A 16,586-nucleotide genomic window follows, 5' to 3' on the forward strand; every position below is an offset into this window, starting at 1 on the left:
TAATCTAATAATATTTTTATTCTACATTGTATGACGGATTTCTGCAATTAAGTCACGCAGTTCTGCCGCTTTTTCAAATTCCAAATTAGCGCTATGTAGTTCCATTTGCGCCGTCAGATCTTTAATCAAAGCTGGATATTCGTCTTTTGGAATTTTCTTCAGGTTAAGCTTTGGCTTTTTATCAGATTCTTTTTGCGGGATAATCGAGCGCAAACCGTCGTCAATCTTCTTCTGAATAGTTTGCGGCGTAATATTATGCTCTTCGTTATATTTCTGCTGGATCGCTCGACGTCGATTCGTTTCGTCAATTGCTCGACGCATACTATCCGTAACATTGTCGCCATACATAATAACTCGCCCATCAACGTGCCGCGCCGCTCGCCCAATCGTCTGAATTAGCGCCTGCTCACTACGCAAGAAACCTTCCTTATCAGCGTCCATAATTGCCACCAAACTGACCTCCGGAAGGTCCAAACCTTCACGCAATAGATTAATTCCAACCAGCACGTCATACGTTCCAAGTCGCAAATCTTTCAGAATATCACCACGTTCCAGTGTATCAATTTCGCTATGCAAATACGCCGTCTTCACGCCGTTTTCCGTCAAATAAGCGCTCAAGTCCTCCGCCATTCGCTTGGTTAGTGTCGTCACCAACACGCGATGACCTTTCGCAATCGTCTGGCGAATTTCCTCCATCAAATCATCAACCTGCCCGTCGGTCGGTCGAACTTCAATCGGCGGATCAAGCAACCCAGTCGGTCGAATAAGCTGCTCAGCTGGCTTTGGCGAGTGAGAAAGTTCATAATCTCCCGGCGTAGCGGAAACATAAATTGCCTGATGAATATGCTGATTGAACTCATCAAATCGAAGTGGGCGATTGTCCAGCGCGCTTGGAAGACGAAAACCATGCTCAACCAAAACTTCCTTACGGGCGCGATCACCGTTGTACATTCCCCGAACTTGCGGCAACGTCATGTGCGATTCGTCAACCAAAAGTAGCCAATCGTCCGGAAAATAATCAATCAAAGTTGCCGGCTGCTCGCCAGGTTCTCGGTCGGTCAAATAGCGCGAATAATTCTCAATTCCTTTCACAAAACCAGTTTCCTTCAGCATTTCCAAATCATATTTGGTACGCTGACTCAGCCTTTGCGCCTCTAAAAACTTGCCATTATCCTCAAACCATTTCAGTCGCTGATTAAACTCATTTTCAATTCCAACAATTGCTTTTTCAATTCGCTCACGTGGTGTCGAATAGTGGCTGGATGGGAAAATTGTAAATTGGTCTGGACGATCCAAAATCTCGCCAGTCAAGGGGTCGATCTTCGTCAGCCGCTCAATTTCATCACCAAAGAATTCCACGCGAATCGCAGTATCTTGACCCGCTGGAAAAATATCCACGACATCGCCGCGCACCCGAAAAGTTCCACGCGCAAAATCGATGTCGTTGCGCTTATACTGAATGTCGGTCAATAGGCGAATAAACTTGTCCTGGACTCGGCGCTCACCAACGGTCAATTTAATAGCCATATCGGCGTAAGTTTCTGGCGAACCAATGCCGTAAATACAGCTCACACTCGCCACAATAATTACATCGCGGCGCGTCAATAACGCAGAAGTTGCCGCGTGCCTAAGCCGATCAATTTCGTCGTTGATTTTCGAATCTTTCTCGATGTAAGTGTCGCTTGAAGCGATGTACGCCTCTGGCTGGTAGTAGTCAAAATAGCTAACAAAATAGTGGACTTCATTGTCTGGAAAAAATTCCTTAAACTCAGAAAAAAGTTGTGCCGCCAAAGTCTTATTGTGAGCCAAAACCAGCGTCGGCACATTGCGCTCGGCAATAATATTCGCCATTGTAAACGTCTTCCCCGAACCAGTCACACCCAGCAAAGTTTGCTCGCGCTGACCTTTTTCCAAACCATCGACCAACTGAGCAATTGCTCGCGGCTGATCGCCCGTGGGCTGATATGAAGAAGAGAGGCGAAATTTATTCACCTCTCTATTTTACTATATTTATGAAAACTAGTCTTGGCCATAAGTTTGAGACGAGCCAGAAACTTCACATTTGCCGTCAACCAAGCGACTCGGAACCGATGTCAACTTCAAGTCTGAGCACGACATGCCACCTTGCTGCGTGCCCGCAACAATTGCAATTTCACCAGTACCGCTCTTTGGTCCGATAATAGCATAAGCGTTCGTCAAGCCATATACTGCCGCATATTTTCCGTATGCACGGTCGATGATTGGCTCATACACAGAACCTTCACGCTCTGGAATTGGCTGACCGACTTTAGACTTCAAGAACTTCTTCAAAGAACTGTCAATATCCAATTTATCAACATCACTTGCTGAAGTTAAACGAATGCCCGTACCGTCGCCTTTGGTTCGGAAATCTTTATATTCTTTCTTTGCCTCATTTGACGGCTCCTCGCCTTCACCGCGAGTTTTTTTCCAGTGAATCAGATGAGTCTTTCTTTGTTTGGCTGGTTTTTACCGAAGAGTTAGAGTCACTATTTTTATGCATAGCACCAGCAATTATCCAAGTAGCCATAGCTACGATAATTATACCCATAACAATCACCGCCGCGATCAGCCATTTATTGGCCGTTGATTTATTTTCCATAAAAATCTCCGCTTAGATTATGCTTTGATTGTATATGATTGGATTATTTACCGTCAGCGTATTGTAACCATAGACATTTTATGATATAGTAATAAAGTTAAAATCATAAAATAAAAAGGATAATGATGACACCGAAAAATGTTTGTATTCCGCGCGAATTGCAACTTCAGGCTGCGATGTTCAGATTAGGAAAAGTCGATGACGAAATTCATGCCGGCTATGAAATTCTCCAAAAATATCATAAAACCGTAACTTTTTTTGGATCAGCCAGGATAACTGAAGATAATGAATATTACCAAAAAGCCAAAGACTTAGCATTTCAATTAGCTAAAGAAGGCTACACAATCATCACCGGCGGTGGTGGCGGAATTATGGAAGCGGCAAACCGCGGCGCTATGGAAGCTGGCGGAAAATCAGTCGGATTCAACATTCGCTTGCCACACGAGCAATCCTTAAACAACTATACGACAGATTCGTTCGCATTCACTCACTTCGCGCCGCGAAAAATCGTTATGACGCTTCTGGCTGATGCGTACGTTTGTTTCCCCGGCGGATTCGGTACAATGGATGAAATTTGTGAGATCATCACATTGACACAAACTAAGAAAATGGCGCCAGTGCCAATTGTTCTGTTTGATAAAAAATTCTGGGGTAAATGGGATGATTTTGTTTGCGAAAATATGCTTCCAAACAAGCTGATATCTGACGGCGATGAAAAAACCTACACAATTACTGAAGACATTACGGAAGTAGTTGAGCTAATTAGGAATCAGCGAACTTGTTGCGACCGATAGTTATTTCTTAGGCTTCGGCTCAATCCAACAAATTCCGCCCTGACAAACCACTCGCTCCACAGCTGGATTATATGTGCGCGGGTGGTTTTTATATCGGCGCGTAATCTCAAATCCCAGACCTCGCTTACCATACGTTGTTTGCTGCTTTCCCAGAGGTAACTGGCAGTGATAGTTATTTATAACGTCAATTGGATTAAACGAAATCACTTGCCCATCAACGTCCAAAAGTACCCATTCAGAAGCCTTGAACGGCGCCCATTTGTCTACTTTCGGCGCAATAGCCATTAGTGATTGGTAAATTTCTTCTGCCGTAGCGTTTGACGGATCCAGACCTAGAGATCGAATAATTGAGTGCGCTCTGGCCAATATTTCCGCAATCAATCGCACATCGCTATCATCTCTAGTCATCTGCCTGAGCTCGGTTAATGCTCGACGCTTTTTCGCGTCACCGCCCAACAATTTCCCCAAATTTTGCGCCATTATAATTCCCTTTCTTGAATTGGCATAGCATGAAGTACTGTGCCAGCATATAAAATTCCAGCCTTTGCTCCAATTTTCATAACCACCGAACTAGCGTTCGCGCTGCCCATAATCACAGAGTTTTTCAAATTGCCGCTTCGCGCCCATTCACTCAAAAATCCCGACGCAAACGCATCTCCAGCGCCAGTTCTGTCAATTGACGGTCTGTCGTCGTACATCAGCGCTCGCACGATAGTTTTTCCATCGCTTGCAATCGAGCCATTTACGCCGTCCGTCACTAAAACGACCGGAACTAATCTCAAACCTCTTCTAACCAAGGCCTCCAAATCCTCGCCGGATACCAATTGCTGCATTTCTTCTTTGTTCAAAGTTAAAACATCGACATCAGACAATAATCCCAGCAATTTATCTTTTTGTGCCAATTCCTTCTTTCCAGGATTAAAGCATATTTTCATATCGCGACGCTTGGCTTGCTGGAATAATTTGTGAAGCATCAGCATATTTCCCGCCAATGTTGAAACATATAGCCAATCCGCATCTTCCTCTGATAAATCAAAGTCTGACTCGTGATAATGAGTAGAAGCACCGCGGTATGTTAAAATTGTCCGCTCGCCATTTGAGGCTAATAGTAAGACTGAATATCCCGTGCTGTATTTTGGCGAGTACCTCACCAAATGCGTGTCAATATTTTCCTTATCCAAGTCAGCAATCACTGCTTGCCCAGCTGGATCATGACCGATTGCGCCCATAAAACTAGCGTAATGCCCTTGCCTGGAAAACGTTACCGCGGCGTTTGTAGCGCCACCGCCAGTCGAAAAATGAATCTGGTTTACGTCGGCTTTCGCCCCTAAATCTAGTCGCGCAAAACAGTGTTCTGGACTTTCACAAACTGGCGTCAGTGCGTCTGATTGGCTTAAAAATACGTCTTGAATTGCCGCACCAACGGTGATTATTTTTGCCATTAAACCACTGCCTTTCGTACGGAATTAAACGCCTTAATCTTCGACTCCACCACTTCCTGTACAGCGGCATAAACTGGCGGCATTAATTTAACGATAGCATACTCATTTGGATTTTCACGTAATGTCTTTTCCAGAGTCGTTCGGAAAGTGTAGCGCATATCAGAATTGATATTGATTTTAGAAACGCCAATTTTCGCAGCATCCTCAAAATAATGCAGCGGCGTGCCAGACCCACCGTGCAACGAAATCTGACAATGAATCGCCTCACGAATGTCAGCCAACAAATCCAAATCCAACACTTTCGGAACTGGATATTTGCCATGCAAATTGCCAATCGCCGCCGCAAAAGTGTCAATTCCAGTCGCCTCGACAAACGCACGCGCACCCTCTGGCGTAGAGAAAGTCTTTTTTATCTCCTCGTAATTTATATCTTCCGTATGAACATTTGAACTTCCGCCAAAATAATGCGGCTCAGATTCCACTAGCGCACCAGTAAACTTGGCATATTCAACAACTTCACGAGTCTTCGCAATAATTTCCTCATCAGAGGCGTTATGATTCGCCTGAGAAATATCAATATGGATAAACTCATATCCAGCATCAATCGCTCGCTTACAGCCCTCAACCGTCGGACCGTGGTCCAAATTCAAATACATTTCAATTCCGTACTCAGCCTTATAATTGTCCACCAGATCGCGAACGTTCTCTAGACCCATAGCCTTCACTTCGGCGTCGGAAACCTCAACCAACACTGGCGATTGAAGTTTTTGCGCCGCCCGCGCCACCGCAATTAGCGTTTCTTGATTGTCAATATTAAACGCCCCAACCGCAAAACGCTGCGCCCGTGTCCGCTGCATTAAATGACGCGCCCGTGTCGTGTTTTTCCGAATCTCTGAAATCGATAATCCCATACTGCCCCCTAAAATACTTATGGTAATTATATCAATTACTGCCCGCTATGCCAAGAGAATTGACATTATGTTATTTTGGTGATAACATAAAATAACTTTTGCTCGAGGCTTTGTCTTAGGGCGGAAGTCGCCCTTTAGCTTTGAGTGTTTTCTTTTCAGGAAGGAAGAGAAATGAGCCCTATTGTCAGGATAGCCAAATTCGCACTTAGCGGGTTTATCCTGCTCATCTTGATGATGTGCGCGACATGGTTGGCAGCACTTATCTGTCTACTAGCAGTCTATGGACCGCTCGAGGGAGTGGCATTTGCGCTGGGGAGTATCTCACTCCTCTCAATTATCTACGGTATGAAACATCATCGTAGATAATCACATACCCGTCAGGACTACTGCTTTGAGGTCTTTAATTAGATCTTGGCGGTAGCTCCTGGCGGGTTTTTCACTGGAGAAAATTGACAACACTACGAACAATTGAATCGACATCCAAGCCATGCTTTTGCCACAATTCAGACATCTTGCCCGACTCTCCAAACGCGTCATTAACACCAATTCGCTTCATCTTCACCGGCATATTCTCACTAAGAACTTCTGCCACGCTTGAGCCAAATCCACCAGCAATCTGCCCCTCTTCCGCCGTAATGACAGCCTGGCATTTTTGAGCTACGTTAAGTACGACCTCTTCATCCAGCGGTTTAATCGTCGGGAAATGAATCACTTCCGCCTGAATGTCATATTCATTCGCAAGCTTTTCCGCTGCCAACAACAATTGATAAGTCATCGTGCCAGCTCCAAACAAGGCAACATCTTTGCCGCGCCTCAACGTATAACTTTTTCCAATCTCAAAAGTAGATTGATTCAGGAATAGCGGTGTTTTTTCTCTTGGCAATCTTACGTAGTTTGGGTGTTTATCTCCAGCCATTGCCGCCGCCATTAGCTTGGCTTCATTAGCATCACCGGGCGCCAAAACCACCATATTAGGCAAACTTCGCATCAGCGCAATATCTTCCAACATCTGATGTGTCGCGCCGTCTGGACCGACATTAAGCCCTGCATGAGAACCGACCAGCTTGACCGGCTGATTATTAAGGCAAATAGTCGTGCGAATCTGCTCCCAGTTGCGACCCGGACTAAACGCCGCATAACTGGCTGCAAACGGAATATTTCCCATAGCCGCCAATCCAGACGCCACGGTAACCAAATTCTGTTCCGCCACGCCAACTTCAATTGCCCGCGGCTTCCCGATTTCCTCGTAAAACTTACCAAAGCCAACGCTTTCCATCAAATCCGCGCTCAGCGCTACCACCAAATTATTCTTCTTCGCAATATCAACCAAGCCTTCGCCAAAGCCAACGCGAATTACTGCAAGTTCCAAATTCTGCCAATTTTCCATTAAGAAACTCATTCGCCACCTCCTTCACTCAATTGAGCAAGCGCCCGCTCCGCTTCCTCGGCGTCAGGAGATTTTCCATGCCAATGATAATCATATTCCATAAAATCAACGCCGCGACCAGGAATTGTATGCGCAATTATCACGCTCGGCTGCCGAGAATTCTTTGCCTTATCAATCGCCTGAATTATCGCCGAATGATTATGTCCGTCAATCTCCTGCGCATTCCAGCCAAAACTTCGCCATTTGTCCGCCAACTCACCTAGTGGCATCACCTTTTCCGTATCGCCACCAATCTGAATATTATTTCTATCAACAATCGTAATCAAATTCGCCAGATTATATTTTTTCGCAAACATCGCCGCTTCCCAAATATTTCCTTCGTCAAGCTCGCCATCGCCCAAACTACAGTAAACGAATCGCTCAGAATTGCCACCCAAATATTGCAATGAATACGCCATGCCGGCCGCCTGACTTAGACCGCAGCCCAGAGGACCGCTAGTCGTTTCAATTCCCGGTAAACTGCCGCGTTCTGGATGACCTTGGAGCTTGGAGCCAAATTTTCGCAAATTAGCGAGTTCTTTTTTATCGAAAAATCCCCGCTCCGCCAGCGTCGCATATAAAAGCGGAGCATAATGACCGTTACTCATCACGAAAATATCCCGATCTTTCCAATCTGGATTCTCAGGATCTAGTCGCATGGCATGAAAATACAAAACCGCCATAACATCAGCAAAACCCAAACACCCAGCAGAATGACCCGAACCAGCCTCGGATAGCTCACGAATGACAGACTTTCGCAATTGTTGCGATATTTTCTTCAGATTAGTTGTAGCGTCAATATCCATTAAAGCACGCTCGTTTTATTAATCTCCTGCTGTAATCTGGAGAAAATAGCGCGAGGATCTGACGATTTCTGAATAACGCCGCCAACGTTCAGAACGTTAACGCCGCCCTGAACCAAACTGTACGCGTTATCTACCGCCACTCCACCATCCCAACCGATTTCAACACTAGGATTAATAGCTTTAATAAGTCGTATTTTTTCTAGTTGCATAAGACTAGCAGTGCCGCCAAATCGCCCCAACTCACCACTAAAAATCATTACGTGATCTGCTATTTTTATCAATTCCTCAACCGTTCGTGGAACCGTTGGTTTAAGTAATGCCAGCCCCGCCATAATTCCAGCTTGACGAATCTGCATGAGCGCAGTCTTCACATCCCCCGTCGCCTCTGCATGAACAATAATCATATGCGGCCTTAAGGCAATCAACTTCGGAACATACTCAGCAACATCATTAACCATCGCATGAATATCAATCATCCAACCCTCCGGCGCCCATAATTCTGGAATTCCGACAGTCAACGTCGGAGCAAATTCACCGTCAGAAATATCAATATGCACACGCTCAACAAGACCAGTTATCTTATCAACCTGCTCTTTATATTGATCGGCATTTTCTGCCAAAATTGCTGGTGCAATTACAGAATTACTCATGACAATTCATCCAACTGCGCATTACGCCTATTAAATCGCGGAGCATTCGCATAAGGAGTGTTCAGCCATGTTTCCACAATCCCCTTCCAAGCAGACTCATTATCTTCCAAAACTCGCGCCGGCAAACATAAAACATTCGAATCGTTATCTTGGCGCGTCATCTTTGCCTCAAACGCATCCCAAATCACGCTAGCTCGGATTCCCTTAAAGCGGTTCGCCGCCATACACATTCCTTGTCCACCGCCGCAAATTAATATCGCACGCGGATCTTTGCTATCATCACCAATGACCTTTAACGCTGCCGCCTGTGCGAATTGCGGAAAATCGTCATCAGGATTTAATTCTACACCGCCGACGTCTTGAACGTCATAGCCATTTTTAACCAAATAGGCAAAAACTTTTTCTTTCAGCATAAAACCGCGGTGATCGGAACCTAGATAAATCTTCATACTTCTTATTATAATGGTTATGCTTGATTCTGCAAATAATATCCGACGTCAGCTACCAACTCGACCAAGCGATTAGAATAGCCCCACTCATTGTCATACCAGACCATAACCTTGATCAAATTACCGCCAACTACCTTCGTCAATGGAAGATCAACGATCCCCGAATATGAATTGCCAATGAAGTCGCGGCTCACCAAAGGTTCCTCAGAAACACCCAAAATGCCTTGATAGAAATTACTCTGGGCAGCTTTTTTGAACGCGTCATTTATCTGCTCGACAGTCACATCTTTCCTGAGAAGCGCCGTCACGTCGCTAAGCGACACCACTGGAGTCGGTACACGCACGCTAAGTCCATCAAATTTTCCAGTTAATTGCGGTAAGGTTTTAGTCACAGCAATTGCGGCGCCAGTCGTAGTCGGGACAATGTTTTCGGCGGCGTTGCGACCTTCTCTAAGATCCTTGGATGGCGCGTCCTGAAGTTTTTGGCTAGCCGTATAACTATGCACCGTCGTTAACATTGACTTTTCAACACCAAACTCTGCGTCCAAAATTGCCATAACCGCACCCAAAGAATTGGTCGTGCAGCTAGCATTAGACACAATTGGCGTCGCGTTTTTCACCTTGTCGTCGTTAGTCCCCAGAACAATCGTATCGACTCCCTCAGACTTCGTCGGACCACTGATAACCACACGCTTTGCGCCAGCCGTTAAGTGCTTGCTCGCGCCATCTTTATCGGTGAAAAATCCTGTCGATTCAATCACCACATCAATATTCAAATCTCGCCACGGCAGATTTTCTGGATTTTTCTCAGCCAACACCTTAACCGACTTACCTTCAATAATCAGCTCATTTTCCGTAAAATCAACTTGGCGTCCGTACTCGCCGTAATTGCTATCATGCTTCAACAAATACGCCAAAGTTTTCGTATCAGTTAAATCATTGATCGCAACAATTTCCAAGTCGCTTCGCTCGTTCGCAATCTTAAACGCATTGCGTCCGATTCGCCCGAAGCCGTTAATTGCTATTCTCGTTACAGCCATATCGCCCTCCCTGTTAGATATTTTCGCTTTAGCTTTTCTTAATTATACTACAAAGTTGTATAATATAAATATGACGCGCGAAGAGTTATTGTCAATTGCTAAGCAAAAATACGACGAAGTGCCAGTATTGGTTTTAGCGAGCGCAATTGATTACGCCACGGAAAAGCACGCTGGACAAAAGCGCAAAAGTGGCGAACCCTACATCAATCACCCATTGGCAGTGGCGGGAATTCTGATTGAATGGGGTATGGATATCGATACGGTTGTGGCGGGAGTTCTGCACGACACCGTTGAAGATACCGACGCAACTTTGGACGATTTGGAGAGTTTGTTTGGGCGCGATGTGGCGTTTCTGGTGGATGGCGTAACTAAAGTTTCACAAGCTCGCGCCGGGATGCGAAATTTGGATAGTTATTTGCCACACACGAAGGATAATTTGACCAAGCTGATGATTGCCGTGGGCGAAGATGTGCGCGTGATAATTATCAAGCTAGCCGACCGCCTGCACAATATGCGAACGCTACAATTTATGACGCCAGAAAAGCAGAAAAAAATCGCCAGAGAGACGATTGAAGTTTTTGCGCCGCTGGCCGACCGTTTAAATATGGGACGAGTTCGTGTTCAATTGGAGGAGCTGAGCTTTAGATATTTGATGCCGAAAGCTTTCCAGGAAACCAAAAATTTGATGGACAGTCGACTGAAAAAATCGCAACGAAAATTGGATCACGTTCGTCGTGAAGTTGAAGCGCGACTAAAGGCGGAAAAGCTGGTTTTCCAGATGGACGGACGCGTTAAGAGCGTTTATAGTCTGTTTAAGAAATTGGACAAAGTTGGCGATATTGATAAGATTTATGATTTGATTGCCCTAAGAATAATTGTCGATGATTTATCGACCGGCTATCTGGTTCTGGGAATCTTACACGATATGTATCAACCGATGTACGAGAGGATTAAAGATTACGTTGCCAATCCAAAGCCAAATGGCTATCAAAGTCTTCACACAACCGTGCAAACTCCGAGCGGACAAATCGTCGAGTTTCAGATCCGAACCAAAGAAATGCACGAATACGCCGAGCGTGGATTAGCGGCCAGCTTCCATTACAATGAGCAAAAATTGACCGACGCCTATAAAAAAGGAAAAATCGGAACTATGCCAGCCGATTTATCGTGGATTCGCGAACTTCAAGAAGCCGCCGCTCTAATTAGCGAAGGAAAGCGATTCGACTCCAACAAATTCCGAATGAAGCTGTTTTCTGACAGGATTTTCGTATATTCACCAAAGGGCGATATTTATGATTTGCCTCGCGGAGCGTTTCCCTTGGATTATGCCTACCGAATTCACTCCGACATCGCAGCCCGCGCAAGTGGATTTAAGATCAATGGCGTAATGAAGCCGTTCAATTACAAATTACAGCACGGCGACACAATTGAAGTATTAACAAGCAAATCCGCTCGTCCAAAACCAGATTGGCGGGACGTCATAATTACACCACACGCCAAAGATAAATTGCGCTTACAATTATCCCGCTCAAACGGCATCTTACAACAATTAACTGGCGGCGTTTCCTCGTTCTTCCGACACAAGTAACGCTCGCCAGTCTCTCGGTTTTAATCAATAATCAAACGCGATTTATTTTTCGTTCCAACGAGTAATTGACTCGCGGATAATTTGCTTTGCCCTTTCTACGTCGCCGAATCCCTTGACTACTGTTGAACCAGGCTTCTTCAAATCCTTGTAGTGATTGAAATGGTGTTCAATTTGCTTCAACAATTGTGAAGGTAGGTCTTCTAGTGAGTTGATTGCGTTGCCCGTGTTTCGGTCGTCGGCCGGCACAACGATAACCTTGTCGTCAACTTCATTGTCGTCAACAAATTCCAGCACGCCGATAACTTTTGCCTCCATAAAAATACCGGTTGTCAGCGGTTCGTCGGCGATAATTAGCGCGTCCAATTCGTCGCCATCTTCATCCAAAGTCTGTGGAATGAAACCGTAGTTTGTTGGCTTTGCAAAAATAGCTGGCTCAACACGATCCAACTGCATCACTGCAAGCTCGCGGTTCCACTCAATTTTATGACTTGATCCCTGTGGAATCTCAACAACTACATTTACGATGCCATTTTCGACATCACCAGGTGTTAAAATTTGATTAAAATCTGCCATTTTTTTACTCCTCTCTGGCTTTTTCTTGTAAATATTCACGAATCTGCACCGCAGCTACTGCGCCTTCACCAACCGCCGAAGCGATTTGCATAGTTGCCCCCGAGCGTACATCGCCAGAAGCAAAAACGCCAGGAATATTAGTGTGCAGATGTTCGTCAGTAATGATGTGTCCGCCCAAATCCAGCTCAACATCCGAGTTTGTCAGGAATTGCGTGTTCGGAATTAGCCCAATAAATACGAATAATCCATCAGCGGTAAATTCTTTCTGCTCGCCGTTTTGGGTCGATTTAACGCCGTAAAACTTATCGTCCTTGACAATAATTTCATCAGTCGTTGCACCGATGTGAACGGTAATTTTTCCATCATCGACATACTTCTGCAAATCTTTTTGCAAAATGTCACTGGCGCGTAACTTACTGCGAACCAACAGATCAATGTGACTAGCGTATCGCGTCAAAAATATCGCCTCTTGCACGGCAGAATTTCCACCGCCGACAACGATTAGATTTTTATCACGATAAAACGCACCGTCGCAAGTCGCACAGTAATGCACGCCTCGACCATATAATTCATCTTCGCCCGGAACACCTAATTTGCGGTAATTCGAGCCAGTCGCTAGCAAAACTGACTTCGCGCGGACAGATTGACCGTCAATTGTCAGCTCCAACTCGCCATCAACTTGCTTCAATTCCGTCACATCACCATACTCAATCTTCGAACCAAATCGCTCCGCCTGTTGTTGCAATTCAGACGCCAGCTTCATTCCCGTAACGCCCTCAGCAAATCCAGGATAATTGTCAATTTGATCAGTAATCGCCGCCATTCCGCCGACCACGCCACGCTCATATAGCGTCGTGTCGACATCTTCGCGCGACAAGTAAATTGCCGCCGTTAACGCGCTTGGACCAGCGCCAACAATAACAATATCTTTAGACATTAAAACCTCGCGATCGATAATATTGCCTCATAACTTCTGGCATTTCTGGCTCTGGAATATCAGCTGGCTTTTCAATAGCCATCACCACAAACTTAAGCGGAGAATTTGCAGGAATTTTATCGCCCTGAGCTTTGTCGCCATAAGCCTTGTTGGCTGGAATTGTTAGCTCGCGCACGCCGCCAATTTTCATACCAATCAAACCCTCTTTCCAACCCTGAATGACTGCAGTATTTGCCGGGCCGTCCATATTGAGCGGAGCTTTCAATTTGCCGTCAGCGATTGATTGATCGAAAATCTCACCCTTAGCATTCCAGCCAATGTAATAAACAGCCAACTTGGTGTCGTCCTTAACTTCAGCGCCTTCGCCCTCAACCAAATCTTCCTTAACAAGCTCTTTCACGTCACCGGCTTCAAACGCGCCAACTCGTGAGCTAAACTCAGAAAACTTGCCGTAATATTTTTGACTCAATTCATTAGCCTGAGCCTCTACTTTCTTTTTTCGCTCGTCAGTAGCCTTGGTATATTCATCCTGAGCTTTCTTAAACGCGGCTTGGTCTTTGGCTTCATTTCCAGGCGCCACCATCATAGCGACAAATCCGCCAACGGTCCCCAAAAACATCATGCCGGCAATAACCCAAATACCTATTCTCTGGCCTTTTGTAGTTGCCATATTCCTCCTTTATTTACCTTTCAATTATAGCAATTTTTATCAAGCGCAACAAATCGCATTAAACCTGAGCGGCGTCGAATTCTTCCGCAGCCATGGCGGCAATCTCCTCAATAATCGGCGCAATATCTTTATCTTCCAGCGTCCGCTCAGCGCTCGTAAACTTTACATTCAAAGTTACAGTTTTTGTCGAATCGTCATTTTTTGGCTGATATATCGCAATCGGCGTTATGTCAATTTGTAGCTCACCGTGTTTTTTCGCAACTTCTTCGGCGTAAGCATAAACCTTCGCGTAATCAACATTCGAATCCATCTTCAATGAAATATCCCTGGCAGTCGATGGAAAACGACTTAACCGCTGGTAATCATAGACCTGATTTTTACTCAGATTTTCCTGCAATTTTTCAATATCAATAGAAAACGCCGCGGTGTAATCTGGCAATTTGAAGTTGCGTCGAGCAGATGAAACCAGCTCGCCAACAACTCCCAAATTGTCGCCATTCTTCGCCATAATCCAAGCGCTGCGTTTCGCATCAAACGGCGCCGGAACGTCGCCGTCAGGTTTCGCAATCTTCACAAAATCAACCTCAACGCCCAAATCCTTCATCAATCTTTCGGCAATTTTCCTCACCTTGTAAAACGGCGCGCCAACTTGAGGTTTTTTATTCGCATAAACTCCGTCAATGAAAGTCTTTTCAATCGGCAAATTCTCATCGTTAAATCCTAATTTCTTATCATGAATTTTGCCAATTTCAAACAATATAAATTCGTCATGCCCAGATTTTATATTGGCGTGAACTTTATCCAACAAACTCGGCAAAATGCTAATTCGGTAATATTGCAAGTCTGGACTAAGCGCATTACTCAAGCGATACGCACGGCTCGGATCTTGGTCAGAATTTTTTAAAACTCGCTCATGGACAAAGCTATATGTCAAAACTTCGTTTGCTCCAGCTCGCGACAAACTTTGGCGAATTCTCTGTTTCAATTTACGACGCTCATTCTTCGGCGCAGGCTTAATGCTTCGCTCTGGCAAATGACGCGGCAATCTATCAAAACCATACAGTCGCCCAACTTCCTCAACGACATCCTCAGGAAGCTCAATATCTGTTCGCCAAAATGGACTGTAAACCATCACGCCAGCTTCGCCATATTTATTACCATCGTCAACGATAAATTCAACATTCTTTAGCAGTGCCTCAATCTCATTCTCGGCAAAGTCAACACCCAGACGTTCTTCGACAAACCTTTTAGGAATCAACAATCCACCGTGCCAGTGCTTACCATCGACCAACACCTGTCGTAATGAAGAATGATTCTTAAATAGCATAGGACTAGCTTGCTCACCACCAACCATACCAATTAACCATTTTAAGACAGGGTTAATTTGTGCTGGCGACTGCCCCTTATTAAACCTAGTCAGAGCGTCGGTGAAAATTCCGTGACGCATAGCCGTACGTCGCAGTGCGTACATGTCAAAATTGGCACATTCAAGGACAATATTCTTCGTTTCAGCCGAAACTTCAGCGTCAGCGCCGCCCATAATTCCCGCTAGCCCAATCACACCTTCGCCATCAGCGATCACAATATCGTCAGCCGTCAATTCATATTCCTTGCCATTAAGCAAACCGACTTTCTCACCATCGTGCGCCATTCGCACGCCGAGTTTATGCCCGCGCAACTTGTCATAATCATAAGCGTGAGTCGGCTGCGCCGTCATAAACATCACGTAGTTTGTCGCGTCAACGATATTATTGATAGGCTTGCCGCCCATTGCGACTAATTGACATTGCAACCACAACGGGCTTGAATGAATATCTACATTTTTTATAGCAATCACAGAGAATGCGGGCGCAAGCTCATTAGCTTCATTAAACACTTCAAGCTCTAAGCCATCGCTATTTGCGAATTCTTGAATAGCATTATACCAGTCAGGACTATTAAACTGCTGATGAAAAATGCCAGCAATTTCGCGCGCCACGCCAAGTTGCCCAAAACAATCCGGCCTGTGTGTAAACATCTTATTCTCAATTTCCAGCACGTAATCGTCCAGCCCAAACACTTCCGCAAAGCTCGCGCCAGCCTGAAGTGTAACACCCGCCGGAATATCACGCTCATTGATCTCAATAATTCCCTCGTGATCTGTACCAATCGCCAGCTCATCAGCCGCCGCCAGCATACCCTGGCTTAAGATTCCACGCAGCGGTCGCGCATCCAGCACGAACGGCTCGGCGTCATCAAAACTCGCTGGGACGGTACTTTTTGGCGGCAACCAAATTGCCCACATATCAGCATGAACATTCGGCGCACCGCAAACCACTTGCACGCAACCATTATCATCCCTTGGAACGTCCGCTACGCCACCATCGTCAATTTTAGTCACACTCAAACGATCCGCATTCGGATGCTTTTCGCACTCAACAACTCGCACAATGCGCGCGCCACCATATTTGGCTTTCAGGTCAATCACTTCCTCAACGCCACCAAGTTGCTGATTTACCCGCGCAACCAGCTCATCCACCGGCGGTAGTTCAAAGTCAATTAATTGTTTTATAAGATTTAAGCTAACTTTCATACTAGTATAATTATATCACCTTACTATCAATGATTCGACGGAAATCCGCGGTGCAAATCAACAATTGTCAAAATATATTACATAATTAGTTGACATCGCGTTCTGTTA

At 45.3% G+C, this 16,586-nt stretch carries 17 protein-coding genes; 2 read left to right on the plus strand and 15 right to left on the minus strand.

The genetic code is table 11. The annotated features are described in order from the left end of the window. Window positions 1–21: 21 nt before the first annotated feature. From uvrB to AACH20_RS01460, 3 genes are all read right to left on the minus strand, one after another. Window positions 22–1,992 (minus strand): excinuclease ABC subunit UvrB, encoded by a 1,971-nt coding sequence (uvrB, locus tag AACH20_RS01450; protein WP_338503468.1) that lies wholly within the window; start codon window positions 1,990–1,992, stop codon window positions 22–24. A 27-nt stretch (window positions 1,993–2,019) separates the two neighbouring features. Then, entirely contained in the window at window positions 2,020–2,328 is a 309-nt protein-coding gene (locus AACH20_RS01455) for a hypothetical protein (protein ID WP_338503470.1), read from the minus strand. A gap of 103 nt (window positions 2,329–2,431) precedes the next feature. After that, complete coding sequence (locus AACH20_RS01460; RefSeq protein WP_338503472.1) at window positions 2,432–2,620, minus strand: hypothetical protein; 189 nt, start codon at window positions 2,618–2,620, stop codon at window positions 2,432–2,434. A gap of 122 nt (window positions 2,621–2,742) precedes the next feature. Between AACH20_RS01460 and AACH20_RS01465 the strand changes: the two genes are divergently transcribed. After that, complete coding sequence (locus AACH20_RS01465) at window positions 2,743–3,414, plus strand: TIGR00730 family Rossman fold protein (protein ID WP_338503473.1); 672 nt, start codon at window positions 2,743–2,745, stop codon at window positions 3,412–3,414. Here AACH20_RS01465 and AACH20_RS01470 read toward each other — a convergent pair whose 3' ends face one another. The 8 genes from AACH20_RS01470 to gap all read right to left on the minus strand — a co-directional run bounded on the left by AACH20_RS01470 (window position 3,415) and on the right by gap (window position 10,138). Continuing rightward, window positions 3,415–3,894: a hypothetical protein gene (locus AACH20_RS01470; protein ID WP_129637266.1), complete on the minus strand. Its 480-nt coding sequence runs from the start codon at window positions 3,892–3,894 to the stop codon at window positions 3,415–3,417. Next, window positions 3,894–4,856, minus strand: coding sequence for a carbohydrate kinase family protein (locus AACH20_RS01475; RefSeq protein WP_338503476.1), 963 nt, complete (start codon window positions 4,854–4,856; stop codon window positions 3,894–3,896). The genes AACH20_RS01470 and AACH20_RS01475 overlap by 1 nt, the downstream gene beginning before the upstream one ends. Next, a complete protein-coding gene (locus tag AACH20_RS01480; protein ID WP_338503478.1) occupies window positions 4,856–5,767 on the minus strand; it encodes a class II fructose-bisphosphate aldolase in 912 nt (303 codons plus the stop codon). Before AACH20_RS01480 ends, AACH20_RS01475 begins: the two co-directional genes overlap by 1 nt. 436 nt (window positions 5,768–6,203) lie before the next feature. After that, window positions 6,204–7,166 (minus strand): transketolase family protein, encoded by a 963-nt coding sequence (locus AACH20_RS01485; protein WP_338503480.1) that lies wholly within the window; start codon window positions 7,164–7,166, stop codon window positions 6,204–6,206. Continuing rightward, complete coding sequence (locus AACH20_RS01490; protein ID WP_338503482.1) at window positions 7,163–7,999, minus strand: transketolase; 837 nt, start codon at window positions 7,997–7,999, stop codon at window positions 7,163–7,165. Before AACH20_RS01490 ends, AACH20_RS01485 begins: the two co-directional genes overlap by 4 nt. Then, on the minus strand, window positions 7,999–8,649 hold the full coding sequence (locus AACH20_RS01495; RefSeq protein WP_338503484.1) for a ribulose-phosphate 3-epimerase: 651 nt from the start codon (window positions 8,647–8,649) through the stop codon (window positions 7,999–8,001). Before AACH20_RS01495 ends, AACH20_RS01490 begins: the two co-directional genes overlap by 1 nt. Further along, the gene (locus AACH20_RS01500) at window positions 8,646–9,098 is read right to left on the minus strand and encodes an RpiB/LacA/LacB family sugar-phosphate isomerase (protein ID WP_129631214.1); all 453 of its coding nucleotides are present in this window, start codon (window positions 9,096–9,098) and stop codon (window positions 8,646–8,648) included. Before AACH20_RS01500 ends, AACH20_RS01495 begins: the two co-directional genes overlap by 4 nt. Before the next feature lie 17 nt (window positions 9,099–9,115). Then, window positions 9,116–10,138, minus strand: coding sequence for a type I glyceraldehyde-3-phosphate dehydrogenase (gene gap, locus AACH20_RS01505; protein WP_338503487.1), 1,023 nt, complete (start codon window positions 10,136–10,138; stop codon window positions 9,116–9,118). Between the two features lie 70 nt (window positions 10,139–10,208). Here gap and AACH20_RS01510 point away from each other — a divergent pair, with 70 nt between their 5' ends. After that, window positions 10,209–11,726: a RelA/SpoT family protein gene (locus AACH20_RS01510; RefSeq protein WP_243809934.1), complete on the plus strand. Its 1,518-nt coding sequence runs from the start codon at window positions 10,209–10,211 to the stop codon at window positions 11,724–11,726. Window positions 11,727–11,768: 42 nt separating this feature from the next. Here AACH20_RS01510 and AACH20_RS01515 read toward each other — a convergent pair whose 3' ends face one another. The 4 genes from AACH20_RS01515 to pheT are packed head-to-tail and all read right to left on the minus strand — an operon-like array spanning window position 11,769 to window position 16,478. Next, a complete protein-coding gene (locus tag AACH20_RS01515; protein WP_338503490.1) occupies window positions 11,769–12,299 on the minus strand; it encodes an inorganic diphosphatase in 531 nt (176 codons plus the stop codon). A 4-nt stretch (window positions 12,300–12,303) separates the two neighbouring features. Next, entirely contained in the window at window positions 12,304–13,236 is a 933-nt protein-coding gene (locus AACH20_RS01520) for an NAD(P)/FAD-dependent oxidoreductase (RefSeq protein WP_338503492.1), read from the minus strand. Beyond that, on the minus strand, window positions 13,229–13,906 hold the full coding sequence (locus AACH20_RS01525) for an FKBP-type peptidyl-prolyl cis-trans isomerase (protein WP_338503494.1): 678 nt from the start codon (window positions 13,904–13,906) through the stop codon (window positions 13,229–13,231). The genes AACH20_RS01520 and AACH20_RS01525 overlap by 8 nt, the downstream gene beginning before the upstream one ends. A 58-nt stretch (window positions 13,907–13,964) precedes the next feature. Further along, a complete protein-coding gene (pheT, locus tag AACH20_RS01530) occupies window positions 13,965–16,478 on the minus strand; it encodes a phenylalanine--tRNA ligase subunit beta (protein WP_338503496.1) in 2,514 nt (837 codons plus the stop codon). Between the last annotated feature and the right edge of the window lie 108 nt (window positions 16,479–16,586).

It is taken from the genome of Candidatus Minimicrobia sp. QA0096, assembly GCF_963967315.1.
Lineage (GTDB): Bacteria > Patescibacteriota > Saccharimonadia > Saccharimonadales > Saccharimonadaceae > Nanosynbacter.